At 70.1% G+C, this 17,081-nt stretch carries 15 protein-coding genes; 12 read left to right on the plus strand and 3 right to left on the minus strand.

The window, feature by feature from the left end; translation table 11 throughout:
* Positions 1–15: 15 nt before the first annotated feature.
* Complete coding sequence (locus ABZ809_RS07965) at positions 16–660, minus strand: TetR/AcrR family transcriptional regulator (protein ID WP_357561704.1); 645 nt, start codon at positions 658–660, stop codon at positions 16–18.
* A gap of 63 nt (positions 661–723) precedes the next feature.
* Here ABZ809_RS07965 and ABZ809_RS07970 point away from each other — a divergent pair, with 63 nt between their 5' ends.
* The 11 genes from ABZ809_RS07970 (at position 724) to ABZ809_RS08020 (ending at position 13,438) form a co-directional block, all read left to right on the plus strand.
* Positions 724–1,626, plus strand: a complete 903-nt coding sequence (locus ABZ809_RS07970; protein ID WP_357561705.1) for an SDR family oxidoreductase — start codon at positions 724–726, stop codon at positions 1,624–1,626.
* Between the two features lie 506 nt (positions 1,627–2,132).
* A complete protein-coding gene (locus ABZ809_RS07975; protein WP_357561706.1) occupies positions 2,133–3,053 on the plus strand; it encodes an ABC transporter permease subunit in 921 nt (306 codons plus the stop codon).
* A gap of 119 nt (positions 3,054–3,172) precedes the next feature.
* Positions 3,173–3,985, plus strand: a complete 813-nt coding sequence (locus ABZ809_RS07980) for a carbohydrate ABC transporter permease (protein ID WP_357561707.1) — start codon at positions 3,173–3,175, stop codon at positions 3,983–3,985.
* Positions 3,986–4,007: 22 nt separating this feature from the next.
* The gene (locus ABZ809_RS07985; RefSeq protein ID WP_357561708.1) at positions 4,008–5,552 is read left to right on the plus strand and encodes a DUF3502 domain-containing protein; all 1,545 of its coding nucleotides are present in this window, start codon (positions 4,008–4,010) and stop codon (positions 5,550–5,552) included.
* Positions 5,553–5,564: 12 nt separating this feature from the next.
* Positions 5,565–7,202, plus strand: coding sequence for a hypothetical protein (locus tag ABZ809_RS07990; protein ID WP_357561709.1), 1,638 nt, complete (start codon positions 5,565–5,567; stop codon positions 7,200–7,202).
* A 15-nt stretch (positions 7,203–7,217) separates the two neighbouring features.
* Complete coding sequence (locus ABZ809_RS07995) at positions 7,218–8,387, plus strand: hypothetical protein (protein ID WP_357561710.1); 1,170 nt, start codon at positions 7,218–7,220, stop codon at positions 8,385–8,387.
* Between the two features lie 2 nt (positions 8,388–8,389).
* Positions 8,390–9,103: a histidine phosphatase family protein gene (locus tag ABZ809_RS08000; RefSeq protein WP_357561711.1), complete on the plus strand. Its 714-nt coding sequence runs from the start codon at positions 8,390–8,392 to the stop codon at positions 9,101–9,103.
* Complete coding sequence (locus ABZ809_RS08005; protein WP_357561712.1) at positions 9,100–9,999, plus strand: metallophosphoesterase; 900 nt, start codon at positions 9,100–9,102, stop codon at positions 9,997–9,999. Before ABZ809_RS08000 ends, ABZ809_RS08005 begins: the two co-directional genes overlap by 4 nt.
* A 73-nt stretch (positions 10,000–10,072) precedes the next feature.
* Positions 10,073–11,803 carry a beta-N-acetylglucosaminidase domain-containing protein gene (locus ABZ809_RS08010; protein ID WP_357561713.1) on the plus strand — a complete coding sequence of 577 codons (1,731 nt, stop codon included), beginning with the start codon at positions 10,073–10,075 and terminating at the stop codon, positions 11,801–11,803.
* A 19-nt stretch (positions 11,804–11,822) separates the two neighbouring features.
* On the plus strand, positions 11,823–12,779 hold the full coding sequence (locus ABZ809_RS08015; protein WP_357561714.1) for an inorganic phosphate transporter: 957 nt from the start codon (positions 11,823–11,825) through the stop codon (positions 12,777–12,779).
* Positions 12,776–13,438 (plus strand): DUF47 family protein, encoded by a 663-nt coding sequence (locus ABZ809_RS08020; protein ID WP_357561715.1) that lies wholly within the window; start codon positions 12,776–12,778, stop codon positions 13,436–13,438. Before ABZ809_RS08015 ends, ABZ809_RS08020 begins: the two co-directional genes overlap by 4 nt.
* A gap of 53 nt (positions 13,439–13,491) precedes the next feature.
* Here the strand turns inward: ABZ809_RS08020 and ABZ809_RS08025 are convergent, their stop codons facing one another.
* On the minus strand, positions 13,492–14,493 hold the full coding sequence (locus ABZ809_RS08025) for a LacI family DNA-binding transcriptional regulator (RefSeq protein ID WP_357561716.1): 1,002 nt from the start codon (positions 14,491–14,493) through the stop codon (positions 13,492–13,494).
* A 545-nt stretch (positions 14,494–15,038) separates the two neighbouring features.
* Here ABZ809_RS08025 and ABZ809_RS08030 point away from each other — a divergent pair.
* The gene (locus tag ABZ809_RS08030; RefSeq protein ID WP_357561717.1) at positions 15,039–16,094 is read left to right on the plus strand and encodes an NAD(P)/FAD-dependent oxidoreductase; all 1,056 of its coding nucleotides are present in this window, start codon (positions 15,039–15,041) and stop codon (positions 16,092–16,094) included.
* 90 nt (positions 16,095–16,184) lie between these two features.
* Here ABZ809_RS08030 and ABZ809_RS08035 read toward each other — a convergent pair whose 3' ends face one another.
* On the minus strand, positions 16,185–17,057 hold the full coding sequence (locus tag ABZ809_RS08035; protein WP_357561718.1) for a TauD/TfdA family dioxygenase: 873 nt from the start codon (positions 17,055–17,057) through the stop codon (positions 16,185–16,187).
* Between the last annotated feature and the right edge of the window lie 24 nt (positions 17,058–17,081).

Genomic DNA, 17,081 nt, shown 5'->3' on the forward strand with positions numbered 1-17,081 from the left:
CCTGCCCCGACCACCTCAGGTGGTCGGGGCAGGCAGCGAGCCGGATGCCGGTCGGATCCGTTCGCCGGACCCGGTCCGGAAGCCGAGCAGCGCGGCGTCGAGAGCCGCGACCATGCGCCGGTGCAGCTCGCGGGGATCGGTCGTCTCCTGGGCGCCGACGAGTCCGGCCGCTTCGACGGCGCCGATGGCGGCGCCGACCATCGGGGCCACCGAGTGGACGGCGGTCATCGTCGACCGGGCAATGCGCAGGGTGAGTTCGTTCGCCAGTGCCATCAGGTGTGCCGCGAGCGATCGCGGCAGCCGTCCGGTCGTCCCGAGGGCGGCTCGGATGCGGGCCTGCCGTGCCAGGGCGTCATCGGCACATGCCGCGTCGATCAGCGCGTGAACGGCACGGCCGACCCTTTCCACCGGGTCGGCCGTGTCCGTCTCGTCGGCGACGCGCCAGGCGATCTCCGCGAAGTCGTACACGTGGGCGAACAGGACGTCTTCCTTGGCGGGGAAGTGCATGTAGAAGGTCCGCTCCGAGACGTTCGCCCGCGCCGCGATCTGGGTGACCGTCGTGGTCGCGTAGCCATGCTCGTCGAAGAGCTGCGACGCACCGGCCAGGATCGCCTCGCGGGTGCGTCGCCGGCGGGCCTCGTGACCGTTCCCGTTCGTCACGGCCCGAGTCTAACCGTGCGGGGTGGAGTTTGCAGATCTGCAAACTTCGGTCAGAATGAGATCATGCAGACCCCGGTCGGGCCCCGTACCTATGTCGTCACCGGCGCGGACTCGGGCCTGGGCAGAGCCGCCGCGGACCGGCTCGCCGGCCAGGGACGCGTCATCACCTGTGGACTCGGCGGCGAGATGGACGTCCGTGCGGACCTCACGACGCCGCAGGGACGTGTCGAACTCGTCGAGCGCGTACGGGGACTCAGCGACGGGCGCGTCGACGGGGTCCTCGCGGCCGCGGGCGCCGGTGCGCCGAGACCGGAGACAGCGGCGCTCAACTACTTCGGCGCGGTCGAAGTCCTCGAAGGGCTCCGTGGCTGCCTGGCTGTCTCGGACGCGCCCGCCGCCGTGGTCGTCTCCTCCTCGTCCACCCTGAACCGGGGGAGTGTGGCCCTCGCGCGCGCGTGCCTGCGCGGCGACGAGGCGGGGGCTCTCGCGATCGCGGGCCGCCTGATCCGCACCCGAAGAGGCAGCCAGATCTACCGCTCCAGCAAGCTCGCGCTCAACCTGTGGGTCCGGTCCGCCGCGGTGACAGCGCAATGGGCCGGTCAGGGCATCGTGCTCAACGCGGTGGCTCCCGGGATCATCGCCACCGAGGCCGTCACGCGTTCCTGGCCGCAGGAGCGCCTGCTGCTGGAGACCGCCCTTCCGCAGCCCCTCGGCTCGCCAGGCCCCGTCGAGTCGGTGGCGGACCTGCTCGCGTACCTCGTCTCGCCCGGGAACCGGTTCATGACCGGTCAGATCGTCTACTGCGACGGTGGCACCGATGCGCTCATGCGGCGGGGACGACCCCAGCGGGTGTTCCTGCGTTACCGGATGCGCGACATGGCGGTCATGTGGCGCGAGGCCAGGCGGCTGGCCCGCGAGACCCCGACACCTTCCCCGGCGGCTGGCGGTCGGGAAGGCGACGCCTGACCGTCTCGGCAATGGCTGGCGTCCGGCGTGGGTGTCGGGTCCGCCCGTTGGCCGGAGAGCGCGTTGAGGCCAACCACCACCCACTGTGACGGCTTTGGCTCGTGATCTCGGCCTGCCTCGTCTGACCAGCCGTCGTCCGATCTACGGCGATCTCCCGCTTTGTGTCGCTTGATCGCGGCCCGGGACATTACAGCGAATTCCCTGTTGGTGACCGTGGTGGCGGTATTTTGCGTGGCTCCCCGTGGGCGGAGGGGCACCGAAAGTGTCGCTCGGAATCTTTGTCGCCCCGATCTCCGCAGAGTTCTTGACTTGTGGCCGGTGACCTCCGAACATTGGCCGCGAACGCGAGATTCAACGTTAAAGTTACTGGGGGTGTTCGTGATGGGTGGCTGCCCGGACGGCGGGTTGCGAGGGGTGGGCGCGGCTGGCGCTGCCTGGGGCTGGGCGGGCGGCCGGATGGGCGCGGCGCGGCGTCTGAGCCCCGGCTCGCACCCGGAGAACTCCTAGTGAGCAAGCCGAGGCGGCGGGAGGGCCGGCTGGCGCTGCTGGTGCTCGCCCTGCCCGGGATCATCTGGTTCGCCATCTTCGCCTACGGTCCGATGGCCGGCCTCGTCGTCGCGTTCAAGGATTTCAACATCAGCGACGGCATCTTCGGCAGCCCGTGGAACGGCCTTGACAACTTCCGCTACTTCTTCACGAGCGGCACCGCCCCGCGCCTGGTGGTCAACACGATCTTCCTGAACGTGCTGTTCCTGGCCGCATCGCTGGCGGCGGGCATTCTGCTCGCGATCATGTTGAACGAGATCCGGGCGCGCCACGTCAAGCGGACCCTCCAGTCCGCGATCTTCATTCCCTACTTCGTGTCGCCCATCGTCGTGAGCATCATCCTCCAGGTGCTCCTGGCCGGCGTGGGCGGCAGCGGAGGCGCCGTCAACGATCTGCTCAGCGTCTTCTCGCTTCCGGAGGTGAGCTGGTACACCGAGCCCGGGCCGTGGCCCTGGATCCTCACCGTCGTCAAGGTCTGGCAGCTCGGCGGGTACATGTCGGTGATCTTCCTGGCGGCGATCACCGCGATTCCCGAGGAGGTCTACGAGGCCGCCGCGATCGACGGGGCGAGTCGGGCCCGGATGGCCTGGTCGATCACGGTTCCGTTCCTCGGACCGACCGCGGCCATGCTCATCGTCCTCGGCGTCGGGCGGATCTTCTACGGCGACTTCGGAACGATCTACGCCATCATCGGCGACAACGGCACGCTCTTCTCGACCACGGACGTCATCGACACGTACGTCTTCCGATCGATGCGTACCGTCGGTGATTTCGGCGCCACGGGTGCGGTGGGCCTGTTCCAATCCGTGGTCGGGTTCGTGCTGGTGACGGTGGCGGTGCTCATTCATCGTCGCGTCAGTCGAGAGAATTCGGTGATCTGATGTCCCTCGCCACCCCGTCCGCGGTGTCAGCCCCGGCCCCAGTCGCCCCGCGAGCCCGTACCCGTAGGAAACGGTCGAGACCCGAATCCTTCACCGTCGTCAGCTACCTCGGTGTCGGCGTGTTCGCGCTGTTCTGTCTGCTTCCCCTGTGGGCGATTCTCGCCGGTTCCTTCACGGCCGAGAGTTCGTTGGCGACATCGGGATACAGCTTCTTCCCCGCCCCCTTCTCGACGGAGGCGTACGAGCAGATCTTCTCCGGCACCGCGGTGTTGGACGCGTACGCGGCGTCGCTGTTCATCACGGTCGTCGGGACCGTCCTGTCGACCTGGTTCACGGCCGGCCTGGCCTGGACGATCGCCCGCCGGGTGCGTGGACTGTCGCGGTTCACCGCCATCTACGCGTACATCCCGATGCTGTTCACCGGCGGCCTCGTGCCGATGTACCTGTTGGTCACGCACGTCCTCCAACTACGCAACAGCTGGTGGGCGGTCATCCTGCCCAGCCTCATGGCGCCTTTCCTGGTCTTCATCGCCGTCGCGTCGTTCCAGCAGATGCCCGGCGAGATCCTGGAGTCCGCCCGCATGGACGGCGCGGGTGAGCTGCGGATCTTCTTCTCCATCGTGCTTCCGCTGTCGAAGCCCATCATCGCGGTGATCGCACTGTTCTACGGGGTCGCCTACTGGAACGAGTGGTTCCACGCGCTGCTGTTCCTGAGTGACACCGAGAAGTTCCCACTGCAGCTGGTCCTGCAGAACCTGATCGCCAACGTCACAAGCTCGGCGGAGTTGCCCGGCTCGATCAACGCCGCGCCGCCCGTCTACCAGATGCGCCTGGCCCTCACCGTCATCACCATCGGGCCGATCATCCTCGCCTACCCGTTCGCTCAACGCTACTTCGTCAAGGGCCTCACGCTTGGGGCGACCAAGGGCTGACGCCCGTGAAGGGACAACAGAAATGTCTCACAAGATTTCTCGACGGGGCTTCCTCGCCGGTGCGGCGGCAATCGGTGCCGGCAGCGTGTTCGGGCTGTCGGGCTGCTCGAACTCCGACTCGTCCGCCAAGGGTTCCAAGAGCACGACGCTGCTCCCCACCTCTGCCGCGCCCGGCTGGGACGCCGTGCTGGAGAAGGTGAACGCCAAGATGCAAGCCGACATCGGCTGCACCCTCGGCGCGGAATACTACAACTGGTCGAACTTCGGGCAGCAGTCCCTGCTCAAGTTCACCGCCGGTGAGAAGTTCGACAGCAGCCTCCAGGCGATGTGGCTGAACATGGCCCAGCTCCAGTCCTCCGGGTCACTGGCCGACCTGACCGGCATGGTCGACAAGTACCCGAACCTGAAGGCGACTATCGACAAGGTCCTCCTCGACGCGAACAGCTGGGGCGGGAAGCTGTGGGGAATCCCGCAGGTCAACGCCGCCGGGCGGCTGCACCACCAGGTGGTCCGCCAGGACTTCGCCGAGAAGCTCGGATTCGGCGAGATCAACGACTACGAGACCTTCGAGCGGTTCCTCTACGCCGTCAAGCAGAAGCAGCCCGGCGTCATCCCGTTCTGCGCCGCCAACGGCACGGCCTTCCTGCTCGCCATCCCGCGGCCCACGGCCCAGTTCGACCCGGCGTCGTGGGAGAACCCGAACACGATCCCGCTCTCCTTCGGCGGAAAGGGCGTCTGGTTCTTCCCGGCGAAGGACGCGGCGACCACCGGCTCGTCCCGGCTGGTCCCGTTCTGGGAGGTGCCCCAGGTCGTCGACACGTTCCGGCGCATCCGGAAGTACTACCAGGACGGCATCATCAACGCCGACGCCATCACCGTCGACGCGGCCACCGTCAAGAGCCAGTGGATCGCGGGCAAGTACGCCGCCACCTGGGCCGTCACCGACGGGCTCACCAGCACTGTGCTGACCGCCATGCAGAAGGCCAACCCCAACGCCAGGCTGGCCAACGTCCTTCCGTTCAAGGACGGATTCGCGGCCAAGCCCAACCAGACCTTCCAGTCCGACAACCTCGTCGTGGTCAACGCGAAGGGAGGCGACGTCGAGCGTGCCATGAAGATCCAGGACTGGCTGTCCATCCGGGAGAACCACGACCTGCTCGCCTACGGCATCGAGGGCAAGGACTGGAAGCCGATCGGCGAGGACCGGATCGACGTGCTCTCCGACTACACCTTCCCCGGCTACGCCCTGTGCTGGCGCGCGCCGCTCGAGCGTAAGCCCAAGGTGATGACCGAGACCGAGGAGAAGGTCTTCGGCTGGGCGCAGAAGGTGGAGAACTTCACGCTCGACCCGTTCGCGTCGTTCGTGCCGGACCAGCGTGAGCTCGGCCCCGCCATCGCCCAGATGACCCAGGTCATCACCCAGTTCGGTAACCCGCTCTACTACGGGACCGTCGACGTCAACTCGCAGATCGACAAGCTCAAGCGCGCGGCCGACGCCGCCGGCCTGGACAAGCTCCAGCAGCAGCTCGAGAGCCAGGCCAACGCCTACCTGGCCGCATCCCGTTAAGGACGACGCGACATGTCCGTGCAGAACGTCCTGCTCGCGAACGCTCACCGTAAGAAGATCGTCCACAACCTCGTCTACCGGCATGCCGACTGGAGCGCGGCCACCGCGAAGTGGGGGAGTCTCTTCCCGCAGACCTTCTGCATCGACGAGGTCGCCGGACAGATCTTCACCATCTCCGACCAGCCGTGCGTCGTCTCGGTCTACGACTGGAACACCGGCGCCTACCTCCGCTGCTTCTCCGTCGCAGGGAAGACGGCGCTGTCCCAGAGCGCCGTGATCCGGTACATCAACGGCCGGCGCTACCTGTACCTGAGGGTCGCGCCCGACACGATGGGCCGGGTCGACATCACCACACTCCCCGCGAACCTGACCGCGGTCAGCCCCACGAACACGTACCAGTTTCCCCTGATGTACGACTTCGACTGGCGCAACGGCGTGTGGACCTGCGGCACCCCGATCTCCAACTTCGGCGACACGGACTTCATCAACCGGGGCCGGTTCATCCGCCGGAACGAGAGTTTCGCCGAGGTCGGCCTGATGGAACTCCCGGCGATGCGCTACGGCGGCAACGTCGGCAGCACCAGTCAGTACGCGCTCAGTTACATCCCCAAGGCGCAGGGCTTCTGCGAGGGGCCGAACTGTTTCGCGATCGGCATGGGTGGCGGGTTCCATCCCGACAATCCGCCGCCCGAGGGCGAGACGCTCTTCCACATGCACGGGGTCCGGGTGTTCAACGCCGGCGGCGAGCTGCTGGCGGAGAGCCTGGTGCCGGCGACGCAGCTGATCCAGGCCTACGCCGACCTCGGGCTGAACCCGACCTTCCTCGAATGCGAGGGAATCGACTACGCGTTCGGCAACTTCTACACGCTGAACATCATCAGCCGCGGTGCGGACCCGGGCTCGGCGGTCGGCGGTTTCCTGATCCAACAGGAGTTCGTGCCGGAGGGTACCCCGGGCTCGTTCGAGGTGGACCCCGTCACCCGGGGCTACACCACACCGACGACCCAGTTCACCGGCGCGGGACTGCACCCCATCGGCGACGACCGTAAGCTGCGCAACCAGGTCACGTGGGAGCCGCTGACGAGCCTGGACGCCGCACTCAAGCTGATGAGGAGCATCGGGCAGCACCGGCTGGCCTTCTACACCCCGGTCTCGAACCTCACGGACTTCGCCGGCGGGAACTTCCCGTCGAACAGCTTCGTCGAGATCGTCAACGTGGGAAACCTCGTCTTCGACATCACCATCAAGAGCCCGTCCGACACCCACCGGCTACGGGTCACCGCCAGCAGCCCGTCCAGCGGCTGGGCGACGACCAAGTCGGACACCGGATGGGTCGACATCGCCGTGGCCTCCGGATTCTCGCCGATCTCCACCCAGGAGCGGCCACAGATCAGGCGCAAGGAAGGCGTGTACTACTTCCGGGGCGGTTGGTCGAACGCGGGCATCAGCGCGACCGCCAGCAGCTACAACGTGGGGACGCTGCCGGCGGACCTGCCACTGGCCCAGAACGCCGTCATCCAGGTCGCGTCCAGCAACGGGGCGAGCTCCGCCTGCATCCACCTGAGCGCCACCGGCGGCATCCAGCTACGGACGGGTTCGTCCGTCGGCTCCTACTACAAGATCGACGGCATCAGTGTGCCCGTCAACTGAGGCGGGTGAGTGACGATGTCGGAGAGCGGAATCAACGAACCGGGTCAGCCGAGGGGTGTCACGCTGACCCGCCGCAGGGTCATGGTGGGCATGGCGGGCGTCGCCGCGTCGGGACTGGTGGGCCCCCTCCTGCGCGCACCGTCGGCGTCGGCGGCGAGCGCGACCGTCCAGGTGTCCCTGCCGGCGGACGTCCTGTCGAAGTCGGTCCCGGTCAACCTGGGCTCCGCGCTGCACGGATCGGCCTTCAACCTGCCCCGCCAGGCCCTCGACGTCGTCTCGGACCTGCGGCTACGACTCGTACGCGACCGTCTCGTCCCTGGCGTCCTCAACCAGCAGCGGGCGTTGGAGGGGCTCGCCAAGCTCGGGGTGAAGGTGCAGGGGATCGCGGCCTTCCCGGGCGACGACGAGGAGTGCGTCCGGCGTCGGGTCGCGGTCGCCGCCAGGTGGCCGGGGGTCGTCACCTCCGTCGGCTACGACAGCGCCGTCCGCGACACCCGGCCCGAGTCGGTCGACTGGCTCCGGCAGGCGCTGCGCAGCAGGCGGGAGCTTCGCGGGCACGCGGTCCGGGAGCATCACGCGGCCACCCGCCGCCCCGGTGCGGAGGCGATCTCCGCCGCGTCCTCGGCCGTCGATTTCCCGACCTGGTTCGAGAGCCTCGACCAGACGGACTCCGGCATCGCCGCCCCGAGGGCCTGGCTCAGCCAGGTGAGTTCGGCCGCGACGAGCGGGGAGAATGCGCTCGATTACGACTGGACCCTCTTCGGAGCGCGGAGCGGACTCGTCCGGACGGGCGGCGACGTCACCACCGGCCGTTGGCACCGGACCAGCGCGTACGAGGCGCTCCGGAACCTCCTGCGGCTCGCCGACGAGGAGCCGGGCGACGCCCCGGCCGCCCCACCACCGCGGACGATCACCATCGACACCCCCGCGGCGGTCCGCTCGCTGGCCGCACGGACGTCCGGTGGCCGACTGGTCATCGCCTTCTGGCTGCCGGTGACCCCGGGGCGGCCGGTGACCGGCGGGCCCGAACACACCGTCCGCGTCACCCTGGACGGACGTTCCCGGCTGGAAACCCATCTACCGTCTCTCGGCTCGTCGGCGGTCCGCACCTCCGTCGGCGACTCGTGGGACTTCCCGGTTCGCGATCACGCCGTCGTGTGCACGGCCGGCCCCGGAAGGTCATGAACGTGCTGCTACACATCATCAGGCACGCCGATCCCGACTACAGCGTCGACTCGATCACGCCACGAGGTGTCGACGAGGCCAAGGCGCTGGCTGACCGCATGTCCCGTCGCCCCATCGACGGTCTCTACACCTCACCGCTCGGGCGCGCGATCGCGACGGCCGAACCGGTCGGGCACGCGCTGGGCATGCAGCCGGTCGTCCTCGACTGGGCCCACGAGTTCAGCTCGCCCCTGGTCGACGACGGGGTGGGCCGGACGGGGCTCGCCTTCTGGAACGTGGCCGGGCAGTACGTCCGTGGTGGAGACCTGGACCTCGAACGGCCGGACAGCTTTCCCCTGTACCTCGAAGGGGAAGCCGGGACGCTCATCGCGGCCGAGGTCGAACGCGTACGGGAGGGCTCCGACCGCTGGCTCGCGAGCATCGGCGTCAGCAGGGACGGCGGCGTCTACCGGCTGGCCGACAAGGTGCCGGGTGAGGTGGCGGTCGTCTGCCACGGCGGGCTGGGGGTGACCTGGGTGGCGCACCTGCTGGGGCTGCCGGTGGGGCTCGCCTGGTGTGGTCTCTTCGTCGCGCCCACGTCGGTGACGACCGTCGCGTTCGAGACGCGATCGCCCGGGATCGCCGTGCCCCGGGTGATCGCGCTCGGCGACACCTCGCACATCTACGCCGCCGGCCTCGCCGAGAACCGGAGCGGTTTCCCGGGTGATTTCGGGTGAACCCCTCCGGCGGCGGCGCCGAAACCGTTGTCGTGCACGTGTCGGACCTGCACCTGGAGCCGAGGGAGACCGAACAGTACCGGGGAGTCGTCGAACGGCTCCAGCGGATCCAGGCGACGATCCGCGACATCGGGGCCGGACTGGTCGTGGCGACAGGTGACCTCACCAACCGCGGCGCCGCGTACGCGGACCACTTCGAGATGGCGCGGCGCTGGCTCGACGGGCTGGACACGCCGTATCTGGCGGTTCCCGGCAACCACGACCTGGGGGCGAATCCGGAACGCGGCCGGATGTTCCCGGAGTACGAGCGCTACGAGGCGGTACCGTTCGCCGACACCGGTTACGCCGGGGCGTTCGGTGCCGACCTGGTGCCGCGGGCCACGGCGGGGCCCCTCACCGTCCTCGGCGTCGTTCTCCGCGAGGACGATCCCGACGACGCGCTGTCCGTACTCGCCGCGGAGATCGCGCGGGCCCCGGGGCCGGTGCTGGTCGCCGGCCACTATCCGGTCGTCGAGACCCGGCGGATTCCCTCGATCGAGCACTTCGGCGCGCGTGGTTACGTCGATCGCGCGGCCGAGCGACTGCGGGAACTGCTGGCGGGGTCGGAGAACGTCGTCGCATACCTGTGCGGCCACGTGCACCTCACGTCGCTGCGCGCGATAAGCCCAGGGTGCGCCCAGTTCACCGCCGGTGGACTCGGCCCGGGGGAGGCGAGCTTCCGGATCTACCGGGTCTCCGGTGGGTCACTGCACTACAGCACCAACCGGGTGGAGGGACCTCGGACCTTCTGGGAGGGGGGTTCGGCGGAAGCGCGGTCGATCCCGTACTTCTCCAGCGGTACCGAGGAGGAGCGCCGCGGGGTCCTGCCGGTACCGGCATCGATCAGCCACGGCTGACCGGTCCGGCGCGCACCGACGCGCGCCGGAGCGGTCGCTCGCCAGCCAGGACACCCGCAACAGGAACGAGGTCGTGACCGTGACGAACAACGCCCCATCCCGCCCGTGGCCGGTGCGGATCGCCCGCGACGCCGCTCACGGTGCGGCCATCGAGCCCTGGCACGGGGTGTCGGTGATCGACGAACCGGAGGGCGCGGGGTGGTCCGGACTGACGACGGCCGGTCCCGATCCCCTGCTGCTGCGGGCACGGCTCGACCCGGCCGCCGGCGGACCGACGGAGGGGTACGCCCTGCGTCTCTGGGCCGACTCCGACGGCCGCCGCCGGCTGGAGGCGGTGGCGGCGACCCAGGCGGGCCTGCGCCACGCGCGCCGCACGGCCGAGGCCATCATCCAATCCCGGTACGCCGTGACGACGACCATCACCGATCACCCTGAGATCGCCCGGCGGGGCCTTCTCGAATGCTTCTACGGTCCTGCGTGGAGCGAGCGCGACCGGCACACGATGATCACCGAGGCGGCGGCCTGGGGGATGAACTCCTACTGCTACGGACCGTCCGGCGACCCGCACGTCGGCGTCGGCTGGCGTCAGCCGTACGACGTGGCGAAGCGGGCCGAGTTCGAGCGCCTCGCGGCCCTGGGCGCCCGGACCGGCGTCGAGATCTGTTTCCGGATCTCGCCGTCGGCGCCGCTTGAGCCTGCTGCGGGCATGGTGTTCTCCGATCCGGACGAGACGGCGCTGCTCCTGGCCCGCCTCGACGACCTGCTCGACACCGGCCTGACGACGATCCTCCTCGCCTTCGACGACGTGGAGAACGGGCTGGTCCACGAGGCGGACCGCCGGGCCTTCGCCGCCGACCCGCATCCGGTCGCGGCAGCCCACGCGCGGGTCGCCCGCGCGGTCGGCGAGCATCTCGCCGCCCGGGGCGCGAACCTGGTGATCTGTCCGATCAGGTACTGGGGCACCGAGCCGGACGCCTACAACACCCGGCTCACCGAACTGATCGGGGACGCCCCGGCGGCGGTCGAGTACTGCTGGACCGGGCCGAGGGTCACGTCGGCGCGGATCACGGTCGCGGACGCGGCCGGTGGCGCCGCCCGGCACGGGGGACGACCGCTGTTCCTGTGGGACAACTACCCCGTCAACGACTGGGACAGCGTCGACCCCGCCACCGGCGCGCCCGCGCGGCGTCGCCTCTTCCTGGCACCGATGCAGGGCCGGGCGGGGGGCATCGGCCGCCACCTGGGCAGCTACCTGGTCAACGGCACGGGGGAACCGCTGCCGGGCATCCCCGCGCTGGCCACGGCCGCGCAGTGGGCGTGGAATCCGACGGCGTACGAGGCCGGTGCGGCCTGGCAGGACGTGCTGGAGCGCTACGACGAGCACGGCGGCCTCGCGCAGCTCGCCGCGATGGCGTCGTCGTCGCCGTTGCACCTGACGCCGCCTCACCCGCTCGCGGTGGCCGTCTTCGAGTACCTCGCCGGAGCGCGGGACGCCGCCACCGTCCGGTCCCGTCTGGCCGACGCGCGCCGGCACCTGCGTGGCATGCCGGAGGCCCTCGCCCTGACGCAGTGGGTCTCCGACGTGACCTTCCAGTTGGACGCGGCCGAGTCGGCGGTGAACCTGATCGAGGCCTTCCGCCACGACGACGACCACGCGCTCGCCGATGCCGCGCAGTGGCTGGCGGACCGCCGGCACCGCCTGGACGCGCCCTTCCCACCGGCCCTGCTGGACGGCGCGCTCATCCCGCTCGTCGAACGCGGTCGCGGACTCGCCGGTGGCCCCATTCCGCCACACGATGTGTGACCGCGCCCGGGTCATGTCTGTGGCAACCGCACTCATCGGTCTGGCGACCGTGTTCGTGTTCGTCTGCGGGGCGAACGACGGTGGAGCACTGCTCGCGCTCGCCCTACGCCAGCGTGAGGCCGGCAGCGTGGTGATGATCGGAATGCTGCTGGCGGCGATCGTGGCCGGACCGGCGCTGTTCGGCCTCGCGGTGGCGCGTACGTTCACCGACCGGCTCGTCACGACGCAGGAGCGGGGTGGACAACTGGTCGTCGCCCTCGGGGTGCTTGTCGCGGTCCTCCTCGTGCTCGGATTCACCTGGCGTGGCGTGCCGACCAGCGTCACGCTCGCCGTGGTCGGCGCGCTCGGCGGCGCGGGCCTCGGACTGGGCTCCGCACCGTCCTGGACGGCCCTCGGGCAGATGCTGGCGATCGGGGCCGCCGCGCCGCTGGTGGGCGGTGGGCTCGGCTATCTGGTCGGGCGGCTGGCCCGCCGGGCGCCGACCACCGGGCGCCTTCCGTCGGCCCTGCGCCTGGCTCAGATTGCCGCGTACGGCGGCCAGTGCCTCGCCTATGCCGCCAACGACGGCCAGAAGATGTTCGCCGTGGCCGGCGTGGCGCTGGCCGCGGCGCACGCGGGCCCGCTCGACCTCCCGGTGCTGCTGCTGCTCGCCACCGTGTTCGCCGCGGGCGCCCTCACCAGCGTCCGCCGCCTCGCGCGGGGGAACACCTTCAACCTCGCCCCGGCGCGGCCCTGGCAGGTGGTCTCGGCGGAGGTCGCCTCCTCGGCCGCCGTGTTCGGCACCGCCGGATTCGGGATGCCGGTGAGCATGACCCAGTCCGTCGCGGCCGGACTGGTCGGCGCGGGCGCGAGTCAGGGCGCCCGCCGGGTCCGGTGGCAGTTCGCGGTACCCGTACTCACCTCCTGGCTGGTGACGCTCCCCGCCTGTTTCGGCGCGGCGGCCCTGGCCGGTCTCCTGGTGACGGTGCTGACGTGAGGCTGCCGGGACGGCGACTGCGCAGGCGCACCCGGCGCCTCGTCGACGACCTCTCCGGACGGTCGCACCACCGGATGGTCGAGATTCTGTTGCGCCAGATCGACGCGGCGAAGACCGGCGCTGACCTGGCCGTCTCCGTCGCGAGCGGTGTCGTGCCCTCGGCGCTGGGCCGCGCCCGGATGGCCGAGATCGAGCACGCCGGGGACCGTCACCGTGGTGAGCTCGTCAGCGAGCTGTCCACCGTGCTCACCACACCGATCGACCGGGAGGATCTCTTCCGCCTCTCCCGCTCGGTCGACGACGTGCTCGACAACCTCCGCGACTACGTCCGGGAGACCGACCTCTTCGCCGTCACGGCCGCGCCCGGATCGGTCGCGGCCCTGGAGTCCGTCAACGAGGGACTCGGTCTGCTCCGCCTGGCGACCGCCCGCCTGCCGGCCACCCCGCGCGGCGTCGCCGAACTCGCGCTGGCCACGCGGAAACGCTCCTCACGCGTCCGCCGGCACTACCAGATCGCGATCGCCGACCTCATGTCCGAACCGATCGGCCCGGACACTCTCAAACGTCGCGAACTGCTGCGCCGGGTCGACGTCATCGGCCTCCGCCTGGGCGAGTGTGTCAACGCGCTCAACGACGCGATGCTCAAGCGCAGCGTGTAGCGACCATCGTCGCGCCCGGGCGTGCGGTCGCCGCCATCGCGGTCGGGGTGCCGCTACGACCGCCGCGGCGGCGCGGTCGAGCCGCGCACCGTCAGGGTCACCGGCACGGTGGTGTTGCGTTGGGTCAACCTGCCGCCCTCGGCGAGGGCGATCAACTGCTCCGCGGCCAGGACACCGATCCGCCGGTGATCGGTGCTGAAGGTGGTCAGTGGGGGGCCCAGCAACTGGGCGAACTCCGTGTCGTCGTGCCCGATGACCGACACGTCGGCGGGCACGTTGAGCCCGAGGTCGCGAGCTGCGAGATAGACCGCCAGGGCGAGCCGGTCACTGTTCGCGATCACCGCCGTCGGCCTCGACCCGGCCGGTGTGTCCAGCGTACGCACGAGGGCCTGACGGGCTTCCTCGAGTTCCCATCCGGCGGCGACGAGGACCGGATCGATGCCGTGCCGCTGAGTGGCTGCGCGAAAGGCCTTCGCCCGGGACGGCCCGCTGGGGAAACGTTCGCTGCCGGTCATCAGGGCGACCCGGCGGTGCCCCAACTCGGCGAGGTGTTCGACGGCCTGGTCCACCGAGGCCAGTTCCTCGGCCCGTACGGAGAACGACTTCGGCGCGGTGGGGGATGTGGAATTCGACAGCAGGGCCAAGGGGCGGTCCCCGGTGCGCCGCCAGGCGTTGGTGGCAGCCTTTTCATCCAGTGCGACAATCGCCAGGCCGTCAATTCCGCGGCCGGCGAAGGACTCGATGAGATTGATCTCCCGGTCGGGATCGAGACGTGACGAGCCGAGCATGACGTGATAGCCGCGCGAGTTGCACATCTCGTCGAAGCCCTCGATCAAGCTGGGAAATGCCGGATTGTGGAGATTTCGGTAAATTATCCCCATCATGTGGGAGCGGACGGTGCGCAGGGTGCGAGCCGCGTAGTTCGGCTGGTATCCGAGCTCGCGGGCCAGGTCGTGTGCCGCAGCCCGCAACTCGTCGCCCACGCCGGGTCGTCCGTTGAGCGCCAGCCCGACGGCGACCGTGCTCACCCCCAGCCGCTCCGCGATCTCGGCCAAGGTCGGCCCATTTCGCCGACGCGGCGAACGCCCTGACGTTCCGCCTTTCACCGCCACGGGCTCCTCCGATCCTTGTCCGGGGAAAGCCTACAGGCTGGTAGGTGGCCAAGGTGAAGTCGGGCACCACCGAGGTTACGACCGGGAAGCCCGGCGGTGAATGACCCGATCAGGGACTGCCCGGCAGCCGTCGTGCCGCCTGAATCGGTGGGAGCGAGTTCCGGCCGGGCGTGCCGTCGGTCTGGTGGCTGTTCTGTTACGAATTCCCCGCGAGGACCTCGAAAACCTCATTCAGGACCGCCAGGCATTCCCATGAGCCGAATGTGGGGCCGAACCTGCGGGGTGCTCCCGGGCAGGACGGTCAAGGGTGGCGCGAGGGCTGAACGCGGTTGCCGGAAAGGCTGACACCCGGCCCGGCGGCATTGATGCCCGTCGCGCCCTGTCGCCTTCGAGCCTTCCCCGGGTCGGGTGCGGATGGGAGACTGAGCCGTGCCGCGTGACGACGTCGGGAGCCGACCGGAGCACCATCGCGTCGAGTCGGTGCCGGCGTGATCGACGGCCACTGGGACGTCGTCGTGGTCGGCGGCCGGATCGCCGGGGCGTCCACCGCCTGGGCTCTCGCGCCGTACGCCGAGCGGGTCCTCGTCGTCGACGCCTCCCGGGCCACCGCGTTCTGGCCGCAACAGTCCACCTGGGACCGGTCCGGAAATCTCGCCTGGTCCGAGCTCGGCCTGCTGGAGACGGTCCTGGCCTGCGGGGCCCCGCCCACCTACGGCGACACCCAGCGCGTCGGCGAGGACGTGACCGAACGGGTCTACCCGCGCGAGGACGCGTACTCCTTCCGGATGAGCGTGCCCCGCGAGGTGCTGGACCCGGCGCTGCTGGCCGCGGCGGGCAGCCGGGGCAACGTCACGGTGCTGCGGCCGGCCCGGGTGCGGGACCTCACGATCGAAGCGGGTCGGGTACGCGGGGCGACCGTGCGGCACGGCGCGGTGGACAGCGAGGTCACCTGTGACCTGCTGGTGCTCGCCGACGGCCGGCTGTCCCGCAACGCCGAACGCGTGGGGGCCAGCGCCTACCGGGTCGTCGAGTCGCCATGGTTCGCGCTGCTGGCCTACTACGAGGACCTGCCGCTGCCCACCGACCGTTCCTACTTCTCCCTGCAGGATCGCAGCGTGCTCATCTCGACGCCCTGCGGCGGCAAGCAGTGGTGCGTCGCGGTGGACCTGCACCAGAGCCTGATCGACCAGACCGGCCGGCACCCGGCGCGCTCGTACGAGCGGATGGTGCGTGACGACCCGTGCCTCGGCCCGGCCGTCGCCGCCGGCCGCCGGGCCACCTCGATCGGTGGCGCCGGGCGGCTGCGCATGCTGCGCCGACCGATGAGCGGGCCGGGGTGGTGCCTGGTCGGCGACGCCGGCTACCACCTGGACCCGGTCACCGCCCAGGGCACCCGGGCCGCCCTGGTGACGGCGCGGATCCTGCGCGACCGGATCGCGGGCGCGGGCCGCGTCGCGGGCGCGGACCTGACCGGCCTGACCGACGAACGCGACGCCGCCCTCGACGCCGACTGGGCCTACACCGAGCAGATCGTGCGCGGCTGACCGGCCGCCGACCACCACCCCGGCCGGCGGCCCGACGTCGTGGGCGACGCGACGTCTCCTGCCGCGCCGGCGGCCCGACGACACGAACGGTCACCCGGTCGGCCGGCCGCCGTTGATGGTCACCCGCTGGCCGTAGCGGGAATGGGGGTAGTAGTCCCACACGGCGTGGTGCTGGGTGCAGCGGTTGTCCCAGAACACCAGCGTGTTCGGCGTCCAGCGGACCCGGCAGCTCAGGATCGGCTGCTGGGCGACCCAACCGAAGAGCATGTCCAGCAGTGCCCGACTCTCCACCCGGGACAGTTGCACGATGTGCGAGGTGAAGCCGGCGTTGACGAAGAGCAGCCGACGGCCGGTCTCGGGGTGGCGTACGACGACCGGGTGTTCGCTCTTCGGCACGACGTACTCAGGTGGGGGAGTGTGACCCTGCCACGGGATCAGGCCGTCGTGGATCGCGGTCAGGCCGTCGAGGAAGGCCCGCATCGGCGGGGAGAGCATCTCGTACGCCAGGTGCATGTTCGCCCAGAGGGTGTCGCCACCGACGCCGATCTCCGGGGTTTGGGTGACGTAGAGCATCGAGCCCAGCGACGGCTCGGCCTCGGCCGTGCCGTCGGTGTGCCAGTCCTCGCCGGCCACGAAACGTGAGTTCGGCCCGGCGCTGATCTCCAGGATGGCGGGGTCGCCGCCGTCGAGGTCGGCCAGGGGCTGCTGGCGCAACTCGCCGAAGTGGCGGGCGAAGCGTTTGTGCTCCTCGGCGGAGAGCACCTGGTCGCGGAAGACCAGCACGTGGTGGGCGAGAAAGGCGTGCCTGATCTCGGCCAGTTGCTTGTCCGACAGGTCGGCGAGGTCGAGGCCGGAGACCTCCGCGCCGATCACCGGTGAGATCGGCCGGACGGTGATGGTGTCGTAGTGCCCGGGCGGCCGGGTCGTCGCCAGCTCGACGGCGGCAAGGACGTGCTCTTCCATTCGTTCCCTCCAGAGGATCCGGTG

It is taken from the genome of Micromonospora sp. NPDC047074, from assembly GCF_040643815.1.
Classification (GTDB): domain Bacteria; phylum Actinomycetota; class Actinomycetes; order Mycobacteriales; family Micromonosporaceae; genus Micromonospora.